Below are 19,345 nucleotides of genomic sequence, written 5' to 3'. Positions count from 1 at the left end.
TGCTTAACGTAATGCGTGAAGAAAGGGCATATTTATTCACCCTTTGGTGCAGAATGCTGGCGACCAAAAATGACCTCCATTCGTGCGCCGCCGAGCATACTCTCTCCGGCGATGATTTTTCCGTCGTATTGCTCGGTAATTTCACGGGCGACAGCCAGACCAACACCTTGTCCGGGACGCAAAGTATCTATACGTTGGCCGCGGTCGAAAATGACTTCACGCTTGCTTAATGGAATTCCCGGGCCGTCATCCTCGACCACAATATAGAGATGATCTTCGGTTTGTCTCGCTGAAATTTCCACGAACTCAAGACAGTATTTACAGGCGTTATCCAGTACGTTGCCCATCACTTCGACAAAGTCATTCTGCTCGCCAACAAAACTGATTTCTGGCGAAATATCGAGAGAAATATTGACCCCTTTACGCTGATACACTTTGTTCAGCGCCGAGGTGAGATTGTCCAGTAACGGGGCAACGGGATGCAGTTCGCGGCTAAGCAGCGTTCCACCGCGCATACTGGCGCGATGCAGGTAGTAGCCGATTTGTTGTGAAATACGGCTGATTTGTTCCAGCATTACCGGCTCAGCATCACTGACGCTCATCTTTTCACTACGCAAAGAACGCAGCGTACTTTGCAGTACCGCCAGTGGTGTTTTCAGGCTGTGCGTCAGGTCGGTGAGCGTTGTGCGGTATTTGTCGTAACGTTCACGCTCACTCTTTAATAGCCGGTTCAGGTTACGCACCAGACTGGTCAGTTCTCGTGTCGTGGCTGGGTTGAGCAATTCGCGGTTATGTTCTTCCAGTTCGCGGACTTCTTTTGCCAGGGCTTCGATGGGGCGTAAACTCCACCAGGCGGCGACCCATAACAGAGGGATCACTAACAGCAGGTTGGCTGAGAGCACGTAGACAAACCAGCTCCACACCATATAGGAACTTTTAAGCTCCACCGGAATAGTATCCACCACCACAATGGTTAACTTCGGCATCCGCGACGTTGCCGGGTAGATGTTCACCGCCACCGAGTGGGTCATCTCTGCGTCGTCGTCATCTTCTCGTACTTCCTGTAACTGTTGCTGTATCGAATGATCTTCACTCAGCAAGATGCTGGTGTCGTTAACATCCGCTTCGATTTCATGGAAGCCATTTGATTTCAGCCAGTCAGGCTGGATCATTTTCATCAGCCAGGGAACGTCACGCTGCGCCCATAAGAGTTGCCCGTTCTCATCATAAATTAGCGTCATGGTGGGGCTTTGCTTGTCGATATTTTCTGGTAACTCGACATGCAACTTATTGTTTTCCCACTTTGCGAGGGTATAGAACAAATTGCTCTCGCCGCGTAACAGGCGAAACGTGGTTTTATCGAAACTGACGCTATAACCGATCAGCGCGACCATTCCGTAGGCCAGCGAAAGCACCAGTACTACCGCCGCCGTCGCTAACAGAAAACGTACCCGCAGCGAAAGCGGGAAAAAAAGACGCAGTAATTTTTTCATCAGCGCAATTCGAACAAATAACCCTGGCCGCGAACGGTGGTAATCACTTCTTGCGGATATTGCGCCTGAATTTTTTTGCGCAGACGCCCCATGAGTACATCAATGGTATGGCTTTCCCGCAATTCGGCGTCCGGGTAGAGTTGTAACATCAACGAATCTTTGCTGACCACTTTGCCATTATTACGAATCAACGTTTCCATAATGGTGTATTCAAACGCGGTCAGTTTGATCACTTCGTCATTAATCGATAGTTCACGGCGGGAAAGATCAACCTGAAACGGTGGCAGCGAAATAACCTGTGAAGCCAGACCACTATTACGACGCATTAATGCCTGCATCCGCGCCATCACCTCTTCAATATGAAACGGTTTAGTCACGTAATCGTCAGCGCCGGCGCTTAATACTTCGACTTTGTCCTGCCAGCTTTCACGGGCGGTTAATACCAGAATCGGCAGTGAAACATCATTGCTGCGCCAGCGGCGGATCAGTGACAGACCGTCTTCGTCAGGCAAACCGAGATCGACAATTGCAATATCTGGCAAATGTTCATTGAGATAATAATCTGCTTCTTTGGCATCTTCTGCGTCATCGACCTGATGACCAGCGTCCTGAATCTGAACTTTAAGATGGTGACGTAACAACGCATTGTCTTCGACAACCAGTACGCGCATTTTTATTTCTCCCTGTCTTAATTATTAAAATAGTGTAACGCGATTATGTGTTTATGGGAGTAAACATTAATTAAACCAGCGGGTAGGGGAGATAATACGGGAAAAGATCAGCTTAAGAAGCAGGCCGGACAGCATCGCCATCCGGCATTGATATGGGTGTTATTTCAGCTCATCCACCATTGTGATGGCGCGACCAATGTAGTTAGCAGGGGTCATCGCTTTCAGGCGCGCTTTCTCTTCTTCCGGCAGCGCCAGACCGTCGATAAATTGCTTCATGCCTTCGGCGTCAACGCGTTTACCGCGAGTCAGTTCTTTCAGCTTCTCGTACGGTTTTTCGATGCCATAGCGACGCATAACTGTCTGGATCGGCTCAGCCAGCACTTCCCAGTTGTGATCCAGTTCATCCAGCAGATGGTCACGGTTCACTTCCAGTTTGCTCACGCCTTTCAGGGTGGACTGGTAAGCAATTAGCGCATAACCGATGCCCACTCCGAGGTTACGTAGCACGGTAGAGTCGGTCAGGTCACGCTGCCAACGGGAAACCGGCAGTTTGCTGGCCAGGTGCTGCAACACCGCGTTGGAAAGCCCCAGGTTACCTTCGGAGTTTTCGAAGTCGATTGGGTTAACCTTGTGCGGCATGGTGGAAGAACCAATCTCACCGGCGATGGTTTTCTGTTTGAAATGGTTAAGGGCGATATAACCCCAGACGTCACGGTCAAAGTCGATCAGAATGGTGTTAAAGCGCGCGATGCAATCAAACAGTTCGGCAATGTAGTCGTGCGGTTCAATCTGGGTGGTGTACGGGTTCCACTGAATACCCAGTGAGGTGACAAACTCTTCACTGAACTGATGCCAGTCAACTTCCGGATACGCGGCGATGTGGGCATTATAGTTACCGACCGCGCCGTTGATTTTGCCGAGGATTTCCACCTGATTAAGCTGGCGGAACTGGCGCTCCATACGATAAGCGACGTTAGCCATCTCTTTACCGATGGTTGACGGTGTCGCTGGCTGACCGTGGGTACGGGATAGCAGCGGAATATCGCGATACTGAACAGCCAGATCTTTAATGCCGTCAATCAGTTGACGCCAGTACGGCAGGATCACTTCATCACGCGCGGTTTTCAGCATCAATGCGTGGGAGAGGTTGTTGATGTCTTCTGAGGTGCAGGCAAAGTGAATAAATTCAGAAACTGCGTGCAGTTCTGGGATCTCAGCCACTTTTTCTTTCAGGAAATACTCAACCGCTTTAACGTCGTGGTTAGTGGTACGCTCAATGGTTTTGATTCGCGCCGCATCTTCTTCACTGAAATTAGCGACGATTGCATCAAGGTAACCGATTGCGTCGGCAGCAAAAGCAGGAACTTCCTTGATCGCTGCGTGCGCGGCCAGTTTTTGCAGCCAACGTACTTCAACTTGTACACGGAATTTCAGCAAACCATATTCGCTGAAAATCCCGCGCAGCGCGCTGACTTTATCGCCGTAGCGTCCGTCGACAGGGGAAACGGCGGTCAGTGAGGATAATTCCATAGATCACAACTCCGGGGTTAAATGAGCAAGAATTTGTTTTGCCTGAGTGGTCAGGCGATTACGAGAAAACATCAGTTGTAGACGTCCGCCGCCAACCTGGTGCCAGAGCACGGCGGCGCGAATGCCTGCCAGCAGGGTAGCGCGAACTTTCGCCTGCACCTGTGGGCTTTGCAGTACGGCAGGGGAACCGGTGACCTGAATACGTGGGCCAAGTGGGCTGATAACATCAACATAAATAGCAGCCATTGCGCTCATCAGCGTTTCCGACTGTAAATCGAAATGTTCGAGCTGGCGTTGCAGACCGTTAATCCGGTTACCCAGAGTGTCGAGCGCACCTTTGGCAGACGAGAGTTTGCGCTCAAGCACCATCAGGCTAAGGGTGTAACGGGTTAACTCAGCGTTTAAGCCCTGGCGACTGCTGGCATTGAGCATGCCGAGCAGGGTTTCCAGCCCGACGCGCAGGTTGGCTTCGCTGCCGCCAAAAACCGCCAGCGTGGAGCTGGGGTTCACATCGATAATACTGTTGAGTGAGACGTGTAGCGCATCGGCATCACAATGCCCCTGGTGAGCAAGCTGTTGTACCAGGCGTGCCGCCTGACAAATACCGGCCAGGGCGAGGGTGATGTCATAGTAATTCTTTGCCACGTTCACTGCTTCCTTGTTTTAAGTAAGAAAATAATCAGACTGGCAGCGGCAGACGCTGCTCAATGATGCCGCCGCCGAGGCACACTTCACCGTTATAGAAGACGGCGGATTGACCTGGAGTGACGGCCGCAACCGGCTCATCGAAAATCACTTCAATGCGATCATCATCCAGCGCCTTGACGGTGCATGGAATGTCAGTCTGGCGGTAGCGGGTTTTCACCGTGCAACGCATAGTGCCGGTGAAAGGTTCGCGATCGACCCAGTGCAGTTGCTGGGCAATCAATCCGACAGACATCAGACGTGGGTGTTCATGACCCTGCGCAACAATCAGAATGTTGTTCTCGACGTCTTTATCCACCACGTACCACGGCTCTTCAGTGCCGTCTTTGGTGCCACCGATGCCCAGGCCTTTACGCTGTCCGAGGGTGTGATACATCAGCCCCTGGTGCTCGCCAATCTCATCACCATCGACAGTAATGATTTTTCCCGGTTGCGCCGGGAGATAACGGCCAAGAAACTCGCGGAATTTACGTTCACCGATAAAGCAGATCCCGGTAGAATCTTTTTTCTTCGCGGTGACCAGACCGAGATCTTCCGCAATCTTACGTACCTGCGGTTTTTCCAGTTCGCCAACCGGGAACAGGCTTTGCGCTATCTGCTCATGGCTAAGTGTATAAAGGAAGTAGCTCTGGTCTTTGTTGCTGTCCAGACCACGCAGCAGGCGGCTCTTGCCATTGACATCTGCACGACGAACGTAATGGCCGGTAGCGATATAATCGGCACCTAAATCTTCGGCGGCAAATTCGAGGAAGGCTTTAAATTTGATCTCTTTGTTGCACAGAATATCCGGGTTCGGCGTGCGACCCGCTTTATATTCAGCAAGGAACAGTTCAAAGACGTTGTCCCAGTACTCGGCTGCAAAGTTGACAGTGTGCAGTTCAATGCCGAGCTTATCGCAGACAGCCTGGGCATCAGCCAGATCCGCTGCCGCCGTGCAATATTCCTCACCGTCGTCTTCTTCCCAGTTCTTCATAAACAGGCCTTCGACCTGATATCCCTGTTGTTGCAACAGCCAGGCAGAAACGGAGGAATCGACGCCGCCGGACATGCCGACGATCACTTTTTTTGCGGTTTCAGACATTGGATTACTCACGACATTGAACTTCAAGGCGGCGTATTCTATCACGCAGCCTTTTAGATGACACCCTTTGTAAAAGGCCAGTTAAACTCGCCAATCATCTCCAGCGGATAATGTTGCCCGCTTTGATAACAACGAATACTTTCTGCCACTAATGGCGAGCGCAGATTTGGTGCCTGTAAAATCTCTTCAGCACTGACCCAACGGCAACAGTCGATATCACTGTCATGAGGGTGTGTTGGGCATATTTGCTCAAGCTCAATGGCAAACAGGAAGCGCAAAAATGGCGTCTTATCCGGCGCAATCCACTGATGCATACGGATGAAATATTGCGGTTGCGCGCTGATGCCGGTTTCTTCCCACAGCTCACGCGCCGCTGCTTCTGTTAATGTTTCATCCGCCTCCAGATGTCCGGCGGGTTGGTTCCATAACGCTTTACCATTAATCGTCTCTTCAACGACTAAAAATTTGCCTTCTGCGTGCACCACGCAGGCAACGGTAACGTGCGGTTTAAACATTTTGCGTCCTTATTCTGTCGCTTCTCGCCATTCGCCATTGGCAAGATTATCCAGCGTGTAATTACCCATCGCATAGCGAATCAGTCGCAGCGTGGGGAAACCAACATGGGCGGTCATGCGGCGCACCTGGCGATTACGTCCTTCATATAAGGTGATCTTAAGCCAGGAGGTAGGAATACTTTTACGCTCACGAATTGGTGGATTACGTGGCCATAACCACTCCGGTTCTTCAACCAGTTCCACACCTGCGGGCAGGGTAGGGCCATCATTTAAGGTTACGCCATTGCGCAAGGCTTCAAGTGCGTCTTGCGTGGGAATGCCTTCCACCTGCACATAATAGATTTTTCCGGTGCGTTTGCCCGGCTGGGTTAAACGCGCCTGTAACGCGCCATTATTCGTCAGCACCAGTAACCCTTCGCTATCTCTGTCGAGACGACCTGCCGCATAAACGCCCTGAACAGGGATGAATTCTTTTAATGTTTTGCGCCCGGCTTCATCGGTGAACTGCGGAAGAACATCGTAGGGTTTATTGAACAGGATCACGCGCGTGGGCTGGTTTTCAGGTTTGCGCCTGGTGGAACGTTGCGAGCTGAATCGCTTAACCTGGTGATTTCTAAAAGAAGTTTTTTGCATGGTATTTTCAGGGTTTATGAATTGCCGCATTATAGCCTAATAACGCGCATCTTTCATGACGACAAACAATAGGGTAGTATTGACAAGCCAATTACAAATCATTAACAAAAAATTGCTCTAATGCATCCGTGTGGCAGGACGCAAACGCATGTGCAACGTGGTGGCAGACGAGCAAACCAGAAGCGCTCGAAGGAGAGGTGAATGGAAAGTAAAGTAGTTGTTCCGGCACAAGGCAAGAAGATCACCCTGCAAAACGGCAAACTCAACGTTCCTGAAAATCCGATTATCCCTTACATTGAAGGTGATGGAATCGGTGTAGATGTAACCCCAGCCATGCTGAAAGTGGTCGACGCTGCAGTCGAGAAAGCCTATAAAGGCGAGCGTAAAATCTCCTGGATGGAAATTTACACCGGTGAAAAATCCACCCAGGTTTATGGTCAGGACGTCTGGCTACCTGCTGAAACCCTTGATCTGATTCGTGAATATCGCGTTGCCATCAAAGGCCCGCTGACTACTCCGGTTGGTGGCGGTATTCGTTCTCTGAACGTAGCACTGCGCCAGGAACTGGATCTCTACATCTGCCTGCGCCCGGTTCGTTACTACCAGGGCACTCCAAGCCCGGTTAAACACCCTGAATTGACTGATATGGTCATCTTCCGTGAAAACTCGGAAGACATTTATGCAGGTATCGAATGGAAAGCTGACTCTGCTGACGCTGAGAAAGTGATCAAATTCCTGCGTGAAGAGATGGGGGTGAAGAAAATTCGCTTCCCGGAACATTGCGGTATCGGCATTAAGCCGTGTTCTGAAGAAGGCACCAAACGTCTGGTACGAGCAGCAATCGAATACGCAATTGCCAACGACCGTGACTCAGTGACCCTGGTGCACAAAGGCAATATCATGAAGTTCACCGAAGGCGCGTTTAAAGACTGGGGTTACCAGTTGGCGCGTGAAGAGTTTGGCGGTGAACTGATCGACGGCGGCCCGTGGCTGAAAGTCAAAAACCCGAACACCGGCAAAGAGATCGTCATTAAAGACGTGATTGCTGACGCATTCCTGCAACAGATCCTGCTGCGTCCGGCTGAATACGACGTTATCGCCTGTATGAACCTCAACGGTGACTACATTTCTGACGCACTGGCAGCACAGGTTGGCGGTATCGGTATCGCCCCTGGTGCAAACATCGGTGACGAATGCGCACTGTTTGAAGCCACCCACGGTACAGCACCGAAATATGCCGGTCAGGACAAAGTAAACCCAGGCTCTATCATTCTCTCCGCGGAGATGATGCTGCGCCATATGGGCTGGACTGAAGCCGCAGACCTGATTGTTAAAGGTATGGAAGGCGCAATCAATGCGAAGACCGTAACCTATGACTTCGAACGTCTGATGGAAGGCGCTAAGCTGCTGAAATGTTCAGAGTTTGGCGATGCGATCATCAAGAACATGTAATTACTATATGTGTTAAATATTATAACGGGCGTATAACACGCCCGTTGTTTTATGTAAGTTTGCTAACGGTTATCAAAATTTTATCAAAATAAGTTATCAAAACCTCTTAGTTGTTTGGGGTCGGTTGGTCAGTCAGATGACAGTTCTACTGCCAGGTTCCTATTAGACATTCCTCTATTTGGTGGACGCTCGTTAATATTTAGATCCGCTATGTGTCAGGTGCGGACATTGTTATAAATGCCAATTGATATAACGTCAGCTCGTTTATCTCATCTTACAGAACCTCAACAACTTCAAACTCTTCCATAATCAACTCCATATCTTCAGAAAAATGACCTTCCTGGGTGAAAAATCGTTGATGCTCTCTCTGCCAATATTCAAGGCTCAAATCGCCTTCACCTTCCTTGCGAGCTAACTCGGCAGTAACATCACAAAAACACACCAGTTGCATCGACACCAGCCTGGTCACGCATACCGGTACATCCTGGCCGTCAAGGATGATGTTATAGCTCCCAATCCTTGGGGCAAATTCTTCCTTCTGATAAGAGGCATAAGAGCCACAGGAGGCCGTTTTAATCCCTTTTTCTATAAGTGCTGCAAGCTCGTTAGCCAGTTCAGGGCTGTCGCCCATTTGCCAGGCATTCGCGTCCGGATATTTCATCTTTAGTTCATCAACCTTACCCATTACACGTCCTTTCTGATTGTAAATAATAGAGAAATAGCTGAGCATTAATTGTTCGAATATTAACAGTGATGCTTTCTTGCTAATATCATAGTTCGTTTTTCGCTCAAAGCGGGCTGTTTGGTTCTTTTTCATGTGGGGTGAGAAATTCAAGGAGGCGTTGAGACGTTTAAATTTTCACAACGCTACTTTGCGCCATTCTTTACCTCAATTATCATGATAACGATCGGTTTGACGAAAGTGATCGCGCCTACGCGGATATTATCGTGAGTATGCTTCATCGCCATTGCTCCCCAAATACAAAACCAATTTCAGCCAATGTCTCGTCCATTTTTTTGATGAACTCCGGCACCATCTCGTCAAAACTCGGCATGTACTTCTCATGTCAGGCTACTTATTTCCTGAACGGGGTTTTGCTATCACGTTGTGAATTTCAGAAGCGGTAATGACGCTGAGCCGTAATTTGTGCCACGCATTATCTCCCTGTTTGACAGCCCTCACGTCGATCCCGGTACGCAGCAGGATAATGTCCGGTGCCATGACGCCACCTTCTGCTCTGTGGCTTTCTGTTTCAGTAACCAGTATAAATCAGGCAGCGGCTAAAGTGGCGCAGACAGGAATTCAGGTTATCGATGGTATATAAACGAACTGATCCTACCCACGTAATGTGGACACGGCCCTAAGCGAGATTATGGTTTTCAAATTGTTCCGGGCTGAGACCGCCACAGGGACTGTGACGACGCCAGCGATTGTAATCACACTCGATATAATTAAACACCGTTGCCCGCATTATTTCCCGGCTGCTAAAGCGTTCCCCGCGGATACATTCCACCTTCAGCGAATGAAAGAAGCTTTCCACACAGGCATTGTTATAACAGTTGCCTTTCGCACTCATACTGCCACGCAGGTTGTGTCGCTACAGCAGCGCCTGATAATCCCCTGAACAGTATTGACCACCACGGTCCGTATGAACAATGACGCTTTCCGGGCGGCTTCTCCGCCACAACGCCATTTGCAGTGCCTCACAGGCCAGTTGTGCTGTCATTCGCGGTGACATCGCCCAGCCAATAACGGCGCGTGACCACAGGTCGATGACTACTGCGAGATACAACCAGCCCTCATCGGTACGCAAGTACGTGATGTCACCCGCCCACTTCTGGTTCGGGCCGCTGGCGCTGAAGTCCTGCTCCAGCAGATTCTCCAATACGGGCAGGCCATGTGCACGGTAGCTGACCGGGCTGAACTTCCGGCCGGCTTTCGCCCGCAGCCCCTGACGACGCAGGCTGGCGGCAATGGTTTTAATATTGAACTCCGGCAGTTCGTCAGCAAGGCGGGGAGCACCGTATCGCTGCTTTGCCTCAAAGAATGCCTTATGAACAGCGGTATCGCAGGTGAGCCGAAACTGTTGGCGCAGGCTCATCTGGTGACGACCCCTGAGCCAGACATACCAGCCGCTGCGGGCAACCCGAAGTACACGACACATCGCTTTGATGCTGAACTCTGCCCGATGATTTTCGATGAAGACATACTTCATTTCAGGCGCTTCGCGAAGTATGTCGCGGCCTTTTGGAGGATGGCCAGTTCCTCAGCCTCCTCCGCCAGTTGTCGTTTAAGGCGGACATTTTCAGCGGCCAGTTCGCTTTCGCGCTCTGACGAACTCATTTGTTGCTGCTGTTTACTGCGCCAGGCATAAAGCTGAGATTCATACAGGCTGAGTTCACGGGCTGCGGCGGGCACACCGATGCGTTCAGCGAGTTTCAGGGCTTCGTTACGAAATTCAGGCGTATGTTGTTTACGGGGCTTCTTGCTGATTGATACTGGTTTTGTCATGAGTCACCTCTGGTTGAGAGTTTACTCACTTAGTCCTGTGTCCACTATTGGTGGGTAAGATCAAACATCAATGAATGCACCGGGATGAAACCGGTGAGTTAAGTTCAAACTGTAGTACAATTCTCTCCGGTATTAACAGGAAAGACTATGCTATGAATCCTTATATTTATCTTGGTGGTGCAATATTTGCAGAGGTGATTGGTACGTAAGCGGCTCGTCAGAACCGTATTGATATTTACTGAGAGCTCAGATCAACTTTCCAGGGCAACAGATCGCGTACCCGGTTTGCCGGCCAGTCCTGGATATGTTCAATGACGTAACGCAGCCACTTTTCTGGCTCCACATTGTTCAGACGGCATGTGCCGATCAGCGAGTACAACACCGCCGCATGTTCACCACCGCTGTCGGAACCCGCGAACATCCAGTTTTTCCGGCCTACGGCCACTCCCCGTAAGGCGTTCTCTGCGATGTTGTTGTCGATTTCCACCCAGCCATTACTGCAGTACACGTTCAGTGCATCCCACTGTTTCAGCAGGTATGCGAACGCTTTTGCCGTATCTGAGTGACGCGACAGTGTTTTCATCTGTTGCTGTATCCAGTCATACAGTGACTGCATCAGTGGCGCGGCTCTGGCTTTTCTTGCCGCCAGACGCTGTTCTGCTGAACAGCCCCGGACCTCTGCCTCGATAGCATACAGTTCACCGATACGCTGCAGGGCTTCCGTGGTGATGTCGGTGGGCGCTCTTGCATGCACATCGTGGATTTTTCTCCGGGCATGAGCCATACACGCGGCTTCCGTTATTCTGCCGGATTCGTATAACACCCGGTAACCACCGTAAGCATCGGCCTGAAGCACACCGCTGTAACCGGCCAGGTGATTTTGTGGATGGATACCTTTCCGGTCCGGACTGTACGCGAACCAGACCGCCGGGGGCATCTGTGAACCGGCGTTGCGGTCATCACGGACGTAGACCCACAGCCGGGCTGTCCGGGTTTTACCGCTGCCCGGCTCCTGGACCGGGACGGGGATATCATCGGCATGGACTTTACCGGGCATCAGCACATACTGGCGCAGTACGTCATACAGCGGCTCCAGCAGTTCAGCAACGGCACCGGTCCAGCGCCCCAGTGTGGCACGGCTCAGCTCCACTCCCTGACGACGGTATATTTCTGACTGGCGGTATAACGGCAGATGGTCTGCATATTTCCCGGTGACAACATGGGCCAGAAGCCCCGCTCCGGCATAACTGCGTGCAATGGGTTTTGAAGGTACTGGTGCCTGCACGATATGGTCGCACCGGCAACAGGCCAGTTTCGGACGTTGTGTTTCGATAACCTTAAAGGCGCTGCTGATAAGCTCCAGTTGCTCTGACACATCACATCCCAGAGAACTGAGTTCACCACCACAGGCAGGACAGCATTCCTCTTCCGGCCGGATAACCCGGGTTTCACGGGGAAGTGAGGCCGGTAACGGTTTACGGGCTGAAGACTGGCGCAGGGCGGATGGCAGTACCGGGTCATATTGCTCACCCAGCGTTTCCGCCATTTCTTCCTGAAGTGCGCTGATTCGCTCCTGAGCTTCCTGTATCTGCCGTTCGGTTTTTGCACGAAGTTTTTCTGAGCTTTTACCGAACTGCATACGTTGCAGTTTCGCAACCAGCGCCTTCAGCCGGTTGATTTCGGAAGCATAAGCCGCCACCCGCTGTGAGAGCAGGCGGTTGTATTCAGCCATCTGGCGGATGGTGTCCTGTTGCGTCTGCAACAGTGCCCGCAGGCGGGCGTTCTCATGAGCAAGTGAGGTGTCCATATCCTCACTTTACAACGGGTTATATGCGGATTCCAGCGCGTTCCGTTCGTTTCGGGTGCTTCCAGTTGATACCTTCAGGAAGCATGGATAACTGAGCCGGAGTAAGGTGCACCTTGCCGTCACGGGTGACTGGCCAGACGAAGCGGCCCCGCTCCAGGCGTTTGGTGAAGAGGCACAGTCCGTCACTGTCAGCCCACAACACTTTTATCTGGTCACCCCGGCGTCCGCGGAAGATGAACAGGTGTCCGGAGAACGGGTCATCCTTCAGGACGTTCTGAACTTTTGATGCCAGGCCGTTAAAGCCATTCCGCATGTCGGTGATACCGGCAACCAGCCAGATACGCGAACCGGCAGGGAGAGATATCATCAGTGGCTGCTCCCTTTTATTTCGCGGATAAGTGTCTGTAATAACGCCGGCGTCAGTTTACCTTTAAGCCTGAGAGTTCCGGCCGGCAGAACCAGCTCACAACACAGACTGTCGGACGGTGTATTTATCTGCTCTGGTTCCTGTGCGGGGGCCGGGATTTTATTATCCGGCTCCGGCGTTAACGTCACGGGAAGCAGTGCCGGCATATTTTTTCCGGAAGGCAGCAGGCCACCTTTCCGGTATTGATGGCGCCAGTTGAAGAGCAGGTTATCGTTGATTCCGTTTTCCCGGGCGATCTGCGCCACACAGGCTCCGGGCTGCAGTGACTGCTCCACTAAGGCGATTTTAAACTCATAAGGGAAGTTGGGCCGCCGGGGACGTTTTTTTACCACGGGGGCTTCGGATATAACGGTGCTTTCAGGACGTACGACTGGTACCGTGGAAAATTGTCCGTAAAGGCAGGCATCAAGTTCCTGCTCCGACATGCCCTGCGGGCAAAGGCCACGAAAGGCCAGCTCTCCGAAAGCGCACGAACATACTACAAACTGTTGATTTTGTTACACCCAGGCGACGCCCGGCCACAACCCGGGGTAAATGTTCTTCAAAGTGAAGACGTAAAGCTTCAGTGATCCAGGTCCGGTGTTTCATACGATAGTGTCCATTAAAAATGATGGACATTATTTTTGTAGAGCCGGAGGAAACAGACCAGACGGTTTAAATGAGCCGGTTACATTGGTACAACCTTAATGAAGTATTCAGATGGCTTTACACGGTTATGGCCCTCTGTTGGTACAATTATTTGTTACTGTGCATCATTTTGGTTATTAGCTCAAACATTGGCTTATATTCCTACAGGGATTGCTTATGCTATCTGGTCAGGAGTCGGTATAGTCCTGATTAGTTTACTTTCCTGGGGATTTTTCGGCCAACGTCTGGATCTGCCAGCCATTATAGGCATGATATTGATTTGTGCCGGAGTGTTGGTAATTAACTTGTTGTCACGAAGCGCACCACATTAAAAATAATTTCTTTTTAATCAAATGGAATATGTCAGCCCGCATGTAAATGCGGGCTGCTTTTTACAGGTTAGCGTTTGGGTTTTGTTGTTGGGTGGTGGTTTTCATAGGGACTCCCAGATTTTTAGTAAACCACTCAACAACCCTGTTTATAATAATTGGCTGATACCATGTATTATCTCCATGCTCAGCCCCTTCTACCAGCACGTACTCAGCATTATTGCCGTTCTTTTTCAACATCCTGAATAGTTTGGCACTTTGCTCCGGTGAAACCAGAGTGTCTTTGCTACCATGCATAATAAGAAATGGGGGTTTTACTCCTTTCATATGTCCGATTGGGCTGGCGTTTAGCGCTTTTTCTTTTGACGCTGTGATGGGGGCTCCCGCAAAACTTCTGAATGCAGGGCCATTGATCATTAAAGCTTCGGTTACGGCAGGAGATCGATGAACCTCCTGCACTGATTCAGGGAACCCCTCACCAATATTCAACAAGTCAGAAATCCCATAAAGTGTGGCAACTGCCTGAACATCTGATGATTGCTGAAGAAAGTCACCTTTATCAAAGGTTTTGTCACCATTTGTAGTTCCCATCATCTGGGCAAGCCATCCACCGGCAGAGTCACCCAGAACTCCGATTCTTTGAGGATCAACCCCATAATCGCTGGCATGCTCTCTCAGGTAACGTATTGCAGCTTTTCCATCCTCAACTGGCGCTGGAAATGTATCAGGAATTGTTCTGTATTCTACAGCGGCTACAACAAAACCAGCTTCTGCCAGAGCCATTCTCATTTCAATAAATTTGTCATGTTCAGAAGACATGAACCCGCCGCCAGGATAGTAAATAATGGCTGGTTTCAAATCATTTGTTCGCGGGACAAGAACTGACATGTGAAGCTGTCTGACAGAACGAGTTCCTTTTATCTGGGAATAAACAACATCACCAATAAGATCGACCTGGTTTCTGGTCGATGAAACATTAATGACATCTGCACCAGGGGTGTAACCAGGAAGATTAGTCTGGACAGTTGTTGAACAATTCCCGACCGACATGACTACTGACATACCATACAATAATGTTGCGGATGATAGTATTTTGTTAATTTTCATATTTTACATGCCTTGACTTATCGGATGAAATTTTCTTAGCGAATTTAACGGCAACTTAAGAGTTGTACAACAGGAGGCATCTTAGGAAACTCAACAAGATGCAAAAAATCCTTGTCAGTGAAATTGCGCGTATTCTGGTTCAAAAATAGCCGTCTATAAATCATACTAACTTATGCCCGCATGACTAATAATAAACCTAAAATCTATTTAGATAACATCAATATGATTCGTGCATATTATGGTTAATGCTGGGGTCGATTTTATAATTATGATTGCTTTTGCATGAACATTGCGTCTTTATGCATAATGAGATAAATGAATATCAAATAAAATAACGATAGGTCATAACAAAGAGGTTTTTATGAAAAAACTTATCGTTTCAAGTGTATTGGTATTCATCACATTTTCTGCGCAGGCCGCAGAGTTTCAGGTCACAAGTAGTGAAATGAAAACAGGAAAACAACTTACAAAGTCTCATATCTTTTCCGGATTTGGGTGTGAAGGTGGCAATATATCGCCCTCATTAACCTGGTCTGGTGTCCCTGAGGGCACTAAAAGTTTCGCCGTAACTGTTTATGATCCAGATGCACCTACTGGTAGTGGTTGGTGGCACTGGACTGTTGTTAATATTCCAGCAACAGTAACATATTTGCCTGCTGATGCAGGAAGACGTGATGGTACAAAACTTCCGACAGGTGCTGTTCAAGGCCGAAATGATTTTGGCTATGCCGGATTTGGTGGTGCATGTCCTCCGAAAGGGGATAAACCGCATCATTACCAGTTTAAAGTATGGGCTCTGAAAACTGACAAGATTCCTGTAGATTCTAATTCCAGCGGAGCGTTAGTTGGTTATATGCTTAATGCCAATAAAATCACAACCGCTGAGATAACACCAGTTTATGAGATAAAGTAGGGTGAGAGTATGCTGGCAAAAGGTAAGACCAACCTAAAGATTGAAGAAATACGGATGCATAAACATCATGAGATTCATATTGTTAGGGCTATTGTGCCAGCTTTATGTCGTATCCGTCAGGGAAAAAAATTATCAATTGGGAGACGCATAGTTTGACTGTTGATAATAATCAAATAATGTTATTTCCATGTGGACATGAGTTTTATATTGCGAATTATCCAGAAGCAGGTCTTTATCTTGCAGAAATGCTTTACTTTCCCATTGAACTAATTGAAAAATTCCAAAAATTTTTTTTCGGTAACTGATCAAATACGTAACAAAACAGGGTTCTGTTTACCTCAGAACCCTGAGTTAATATATTGTTGGGAGCAGCTAAAAATATCTATTTTTCGAGGTTTCTCAACTCAAATTCAGGAGCATTTAGCAATGGCTGTTCTACTTTCGTTAGGAGTAAATCATGCTAATTATTTACTTTTATCAGATAGTAAACAATCACTGATAAGTCATTGTTATAACCTGCTGCTACCCGAACCAGGAGCAAAATGGACAGCAAACAAGGTTGCGAGATATCTCTACATTTCTGTTTCCACATTACATCGCCGTCTGGCAAACGAGGGGGTAAGTTTTCAAAGTATATTGGACGATGTGAGGTTAAATAATGCGTTGTCTGCTATACAAACGACTATAAAATCCATAAGCGAGATTGCCAGAGAAAATGGTTATAAGTGTCCTTCTCGTTTTACTGAAAGATTCCATAATCGTTTTAAGATAACACCAAGAGAGCTAAGAAAGGCTTCCAGAGAGTAAAAGTATTTTAACTGTATCGATGTTTTTGGGAAATCAAAACGGCATAATTACCCTATCGGAGCCTGAACAACTCCGGTGGCTTCTGCGCTAAACAGGGACGTTTATGCGCACATACAATTTTTTGTATCCAGCGTTTGACCTCTGTGGAGGTGAAGCGTAAACCTGAGCTGAAGTTATCCGAAATGCCAACGCTGCTCGGATATACCGTCTACCTGGTGGGAGAAGAAACTATGTCAGTATTGTCATGGCAAGGGAGAAGTCAGCACGGTGAGCAGAGGGTGTAAGGGTAAAGGTATTGCCCTGGATAAAAAAGAATCCGGCTTCATGGCGTGCCTGTTTATAAGATGTGCGGACGTTGCAATGGAAATTGGTTTAGTCGTTTACCGCCCCCCAGGTGCGATGTCATGTCCAGAAGCTGGTTCCAGACATGACGGATTATCAATGGGATAAAGGATATGCTGACGTTATTGATAAACTGGTTACAAAGTGCTGGCAGGAAGAAGCGTATGTGAGGTGCAGTTAAGGAAATTGACAATATAAATAATTTTCAGCGAAGATGGCGGCATGATGCTTGCTTTTTGTTTCAAAAAACATGGGTGAGATTTTCTCAACGATGGGCTTTGTATATCCGGTGTTGAGAAAAAGTAGAAAACCCGCTAATGAGAGTTTTTTGTGTTTTAAATTGGAGGGGGTGGCTGGATGTCTAAAATAAACATTGCTTCTATGTGTACAACTATGCGTTAATGATTGCGTCGGTTTGAAGAACAGACGATATACGAAGTAGTTTACTAAAGCAGTTCTCATTTCAGGTGTTATTCACTTATTCCTTCTTTGAGTCTCTCCAATTAAGTACGAAGTCGTTTCTGTTATACAAACCATTTATGCCGAAAGGCTCAAGTTAAGGAATGTAGAATGTCAAATAAAATGACTGGTTTAGTAAAATGGTTTAACGCTGATAAAGGTTTCGGCTTTATTTCTCCTGTTGATGGTAGTAAAGATGTGTTTGTGCATTTTTCTGCGATTCAGAATGATAATTATCGAACCTTATTTGAAGGTCAAAAGGTTACCTTCTCTGTAGAGAGTGGTGCTAAAGGTCCTGCGGCAGCAAATGTTATAATTACCGATTAAAATCCAGGACTCGACTGTATACGATAACGAAGATGGCTGATGCCTGAGTAGAGATGCAGATAGAGTAATGGATATAGAATCCCATTTTGTGGTGAAGTACAGGTTTGCTGTATGAATAGTTTAATAGCAGAAGCTAACTGCTGGCATAGTAAAACAAAGTGCGTAAGTGGGTGACTCCCACAAAAAGCACCACAATCTCAAACCCGCTCAGGCGGGTTTTTTCTTATCTGATTTAAATATATTATTAAAATATCAAAGCTCTTGATAAGTAATCAAAAATCAGGCAACAGCTTTAAGATTTGTTTGGAATACTTTGTTGCAATGAGGGCAGATTAAAAGGGCACCTTTTTGTACTCTGGAAAAACTGTGTTCTGATTCTTGGGTGCAGTTTGGGCAGGAGCATTTAACGAGATAATTACGGCGTGATTTTGAGTCTTTACGTTCTGACATAGGCTTTTCCTGTGTAAATGGTCGTATACAATACACTAAATAACAAAACATATCGCGCATTATTATTTAATACATGGTTTTTAACCCTATTATTTTAAATTTCTGTTTTTTAGTGTTGTTGTGAACAATGTTTGCTGTAAAAACTAACCCGTAGACTCCGATCTTTTCAAACATACTGCACCATTCGCGCACATCGGGGTGAGGATATGAAATCCATTGATAATAACAACTGGCGCCGCCTGTGGCACATCGGCCTGTAATGCTGGTTTCTGGGCATTGCCGGAACTCCGTCACATTTCAAGATTAAAGAAGAGAGGCGTAAGACTGCGAGAGATGAATGATGCCGCCATCATTACGCAAGACTGTTGCGGTTGCTATTACTTCCAAAAATCGTTATTTCCCTCAGAGTGAGGAGCAGAAAAAGAGAATATGAGACAGGAATGCTCCTCTTATAACTGGACTTGGTGACTAAAATTTTGCAGGCCCTTTCCGGCAATCCGGCAGACTACGGGGGAAGGCGCGCGGGTTTTCTCTATTTATGAAAATTTTCCGGTTTAAGGCGTTTCGTTCTTCTTCACTGTAACTTAATGTTTTTATTTAAAACACCGCCTAAAAAGAAAGGAAACGACAGTTACTGAAAATGGGCTTTTTGGCCTCTGCTGCTTCCTTCTCTGTTTTTTCCGTGGAATGAACAATGGAAGTCAACAAAAAGCAGTCGGCTGACATTTTTGGTGCGAATGTCCGTACTATTCAGAACTTACACGTGCGCAGACCGACGCACAGGAGCTGAAAATACCAGAGACTCTGCTGAAGTGGTGGAAACCGCATTTTGTACTTTTGTGCTTTCACGGATTGCAGGTGAAATTGCCAGTATTCTCGACGGAATACCCCTGTGGTGCAGCAGCATTTTCTTGAGCTGGATAACCGGCATATTGATTTCCTGAAACGGGACATCATCAAAGGCATGAACAAAGCAACCGCACTGGATGAACTGATACGGGGGCCGAGTGAATATATCGACCGCTGTCTGGAAGACTGTTATGTGCCAGAAGCAGATGTACTGAGCCTTCATCAACTTTGCGGCAGGCTTTATCTCCACGTGGGACATCACCTAAAAACAAAAATATGACGGCTTAATACTGAGAGAACACTAAATGT

19 protein-coding genes and 5 pseudogenes are annotated in these 19,345 nt (G+C 48.0%); 7 read left to right on the top strand and 17 right to left on the bottom strand.

Features of this window, described 5'->3' with window-relative positions; all coding sequences use genetic code 11:
* Positions 1–32: 32 nt before the first annotated feature.
* The 7 genes from phoQ to rluE all read right to left on the bottom strand — a co-directional run bounded on the left by phoQ (position 33) and on the right by rluE (position 6,658).
* Entirely contained in the window at positions 33–1,493 is a 1,461-nt protein-coding gene (gene phoQ / locus C1192_RS06590) for a two-component system sensor histidine kinase PhoQ (protein WP_001516207.1), read from the bottom strand.
* Positions 1,493–2,164 carry a two-component system response regulator PhoP gene (gene phoP, locus C1192_RS06585; RefSeq protein WP_001265481.1) on the bottom strand — a complete coding sequence of 224 codons (672 nt, stop codon included), beginning with the start codon at positions 2,162–2,164 and terminating at the stop codon, positions 1,493–1,495. The genes phoQ and phoP overlap by 1 nt, the downstream gene beginning before the upstream one ends.
* Positions 2,165–2,323: 159 nt before the next feature.
* Positions 2,324–3,694, bottom strand: coding sequence for an adenylosuccinate lyase (purB, locus tag C1192_RS06580; RefSeq protein ID WP_000423722.1), 1,371 nt, complete (start codon positions 3,692–3,694; stop codon positions 2,324–2,326).
* 3 nt (positions 3,695–3,697) lie between these two features.
* Positions 3,698–4,339 (bottom strand): high frequency lysogenization protein HflD, encoded by a 642-nt coding sequence (gene hflD, locus C1192_RS06575; RefSeq protein WP_038354442.1) that lies wholly within the window; start codon positions 4,337–4,339, stop codon positions 3,698–3,700.
* A 34-nt stretch (positions 4,340–4,373) separates the two neighbouring features.
* A complete protein-coding gene (mnmA, locus tag C1192_RS06570; protein ID WP_001516209.1) occupies positions 4,374–5,480 on the bottom strand; it encodes a tRNA 2-thiouridine(34) synthase MnmA in 1,107 nt (368 codons plus the stop codon).
* Positions 5,481–5,533: 53 nt separating this feature from the next.
* The gene (nudJ, locus tag C1192_RS06565; protein WP_000476079.1) at positions 5,534–5,995 is read right to left on the bottom strand and encodes a phosphatase NudJ; all 462 of its coding nucleotides are present in this window, start codon (positions 5,993–5,995) and stop codon (positions 5,534–5,536) included.
* 9 nt (positions 5,996–6,004) lie between these two features.
* Entirely contained in the window at positions 6,005–6,658 is a 654-nt protein-coding gene (rluE, locus tag C1192_RS06560; RefSeq protein WP_001516210.1) for a 23S rRNA pseudouridine(2457) synthase RluE, read from the bottom strand.
* Between the two features lie 171 nt (positions 6,659–6,829).
* On the opposite strand from rluE, the gene icd reads away from it, so the two are divergent.
* The gene (gene icd / locus C1192_RS06555) at positions 6,830–8,080 is read left to right on the top strand and encodes an NADP-dependent isocitrate dehydrogenase (protein WP_000444487.1); all 1,251 of its coding nucleotides are present in this window, start codon (positions 6,830–6,832) and stop codon (positions 8,078–8,080) included.
* A 274-nt stretch (positions 8,081–8,354) separates the two neighbouring features.
* On the opposite strand, the gene C1192_RS06550 is transcribed toward icd, so the two are convergent.
* From C1192_RS06550 to C1192_RS26055, 8 genes and pseudogenes are all read right to left on the bottom strand, one after another.
* Positions 8,355–8,765, bottom strand: a complete 411-nt coding sequence (locus C1192_RS06550; protein WP_001516236.1) for an ASCH domain-containing protein — start codon at positions 8,763–8,765, stop codon at positions 8,355–8,357.
* A gap of 182 nt (positions 8,766–8,947) precedes the next feature.
* Entirely contained in the window at positions 8,948–9,043 is a 96-nt protein-coding gene (locus C1192_RS25090) for a DUF1317 family protein (protein ID WP_010380789.1), read from the bottom strand.
* Positions 9,044–9,155: 112 nt separating this feature from the next.
* A pseudogene (locus tag C1192_RS26060) lies at positions 9,156–9,302 on the bottom strand (exonuclease); the annotation flags it as partial.
* A 139-nt stretch (positions 9,303–9,441) separates the two neighbouring features.
* Positions 9,442–10,592 (bottom strand): annotated as a pseudogene (locus tag C1192_RS06535) (IS3 family transposase).
* A gap of 235 nt (positions 10,593–10,827) precedes the next feature.
* Positions 10,828–12,399: an IS66-like element ISCro1 family transposase gene (locus tag C1192_RS06530; RefSeq protein WP_103194767.1), complete on the bottom strand. Its 1,572-nt coding sequence runs from the start codon at positions 12,397–12,399 to the stop codon at positions 10,828–10,830.
* A 19-nt stretch (positions 12,400–12,418) separates the two neighbouring features.
* Entirely contained in the window at positions 12,419–12,766 is a 348-nt protein-coding gene (gene tnpB / locus C1192_RS06525; RefSeq protein WP_069906977.1) for an IS66 family insertion sequence element accessory protein TnpB, read from the bottom strand.
* On the bottom strand, positions 12,766–13,251 hold the full coding sequence (gene tnpA / locus C1192_RS06520; protein WP_001295053.1) for an IS66-like element accessory protein TnpA: 486 nt from the start codon (positions 13,249–13,251) through the stop codon (positions 12,766–12,768). Before tnpA ends, tnpB begins: the two co-directional genes overlap by 1 nt.
* Complete coding sequence (locus C1192_RS26055) at positions 13,232–13,444, bottom strand: hypothetical protein (RefSeq protein WP_370567118.1); 213 nt, start codon at positions 13,442–13,444, stop codon at positions 13,232–13,234. The genes tnpA and C1192_RS26055 overlap by 20 nt, the downstream gene beginning before the upstream one ends.
* A 68-nt stretch (positions 13,445–13,512) precedes the next feature.
* On the opposite strand from C1192_RS26055, the gene C1192_RS06510 reads away from it, so the two are divergent.
* On the top strand, positions 13,513–13,785 hold the full coding sequence (locus C1192_RS06510) for an EmrE family multidrug efflux SMR transporter (RefSeq protein ID WP_052463080.1): 273 nt from the start codon (positions 13,513–13,515) through the stop codon (positions 13,783–13,785).
* A gap of 60 nt (positions 13,786–13,845) precedes the next feature.
* On the opposite strand, the gene C1192_RS06505 is transcribed toward C1192_RS06510, so the two are convergent.
* Positions 13,846–14,889 carry an alpha/beta hydrolase gene (locus C1192_RS06505; protein WP_001516240.1) on the bottom strand — a complete coding sequence of 348 codons (1,044 nt, stop codon included), beginning with the start codon at positions 14,887–14,889 and terminating at the stop codon, positions 13,846–13,848.
* 361 nt (positions 14,890–15,250) lie between these two features.
* On the opposite strand from C1192_RS06505, the gene C1192_RS06500 reads away from it, so the two are divergent.
* The 4 genes and pseudogenes from C1192_RS06500 to cspB all read left to right on the top strand — a co-directional run bounded on the left by C1192_RS06500 (position 15,251) and on the right by cspB (position 17,737).
* The gene (locus C1192_RS06500) at positions 15,251–15,802 is read left to right on the top strand and encodes a kinase inhibitor (protein ID WP_038355932.1); all 552 of its coding nucleotides are present in this window, start codon (positions 15,251–15,253) and stop codon (positions 15,800–15,802) included.
* A gap of 9 nt (positions 15,803–15,811) precedes the next feature.
* Positions 15,812–16,609: pseudogene (locus C1192_RS06495) on the top strand (helix-turn-helix transcriptional regulator).
* 216 nt (positions 16,610–16,825) lie between these two features.
* Positions 16,826–17,149: pseudogene (locus C1192_RS06490) on the top strand (antitermination protein Q); the annotation flags it as partial.
* A 372-nt stretch (positions 17,150–17,521) separates the two neighbouring features.
* Positions 17,522–17,737 (top strand): cold shock-like protein CspB, encoded by a 216-nt coding sequence (gene cspB, locus C1192_RS06485; protein ID WP_000066486.1) that lies wholly within the window; start codon positions 17,522–17,524, stop codon positions 17,735–17,737.
* A gap of 279 nt (positions 17,738–18,016) precedes the next feature.
* Here the strand turns inward: cspB and ynfU are convergent, their stop codons facing one another.
* Positions 18,017–18,187 (bottom strand): putative zinc-binding protein YnfU, encoded by a 171-nt coding sequence (ynfU, locus tag C1192_RS25475; protein WP_001405948.1) that lies wholly within the window; start codon positions 18,185–18,187, stop codon positions 18,017–18,019.
* Between the two features lie 756 nt (positions 18,188–18,943).
* Here ynfU and C1192_RS25295 point away from each other — a divergent pair.
* Positions 18,944–19,316, top strand: a pseudogene (locus tag C1192_RS25295) (terminase small subunit); the annotation flags it as partial.
* Positions 19,317–19,345: the final 29 nt, after the last annotated feature.

The sequence above is a fragment of the Escherichia marmotae genome (assembly GCF_002900365.1).
Taxonomy (GTDB): domain Bacteria; phylum Pseudomonadota; class Gammaproteobacteria; order Enterobacterales; family Enterobacteriaceae; genus Escherichia; species Escherichia marmotae.
This window is presented reverse-complemented; position numbering and strand designations above follow the sequence as displayed.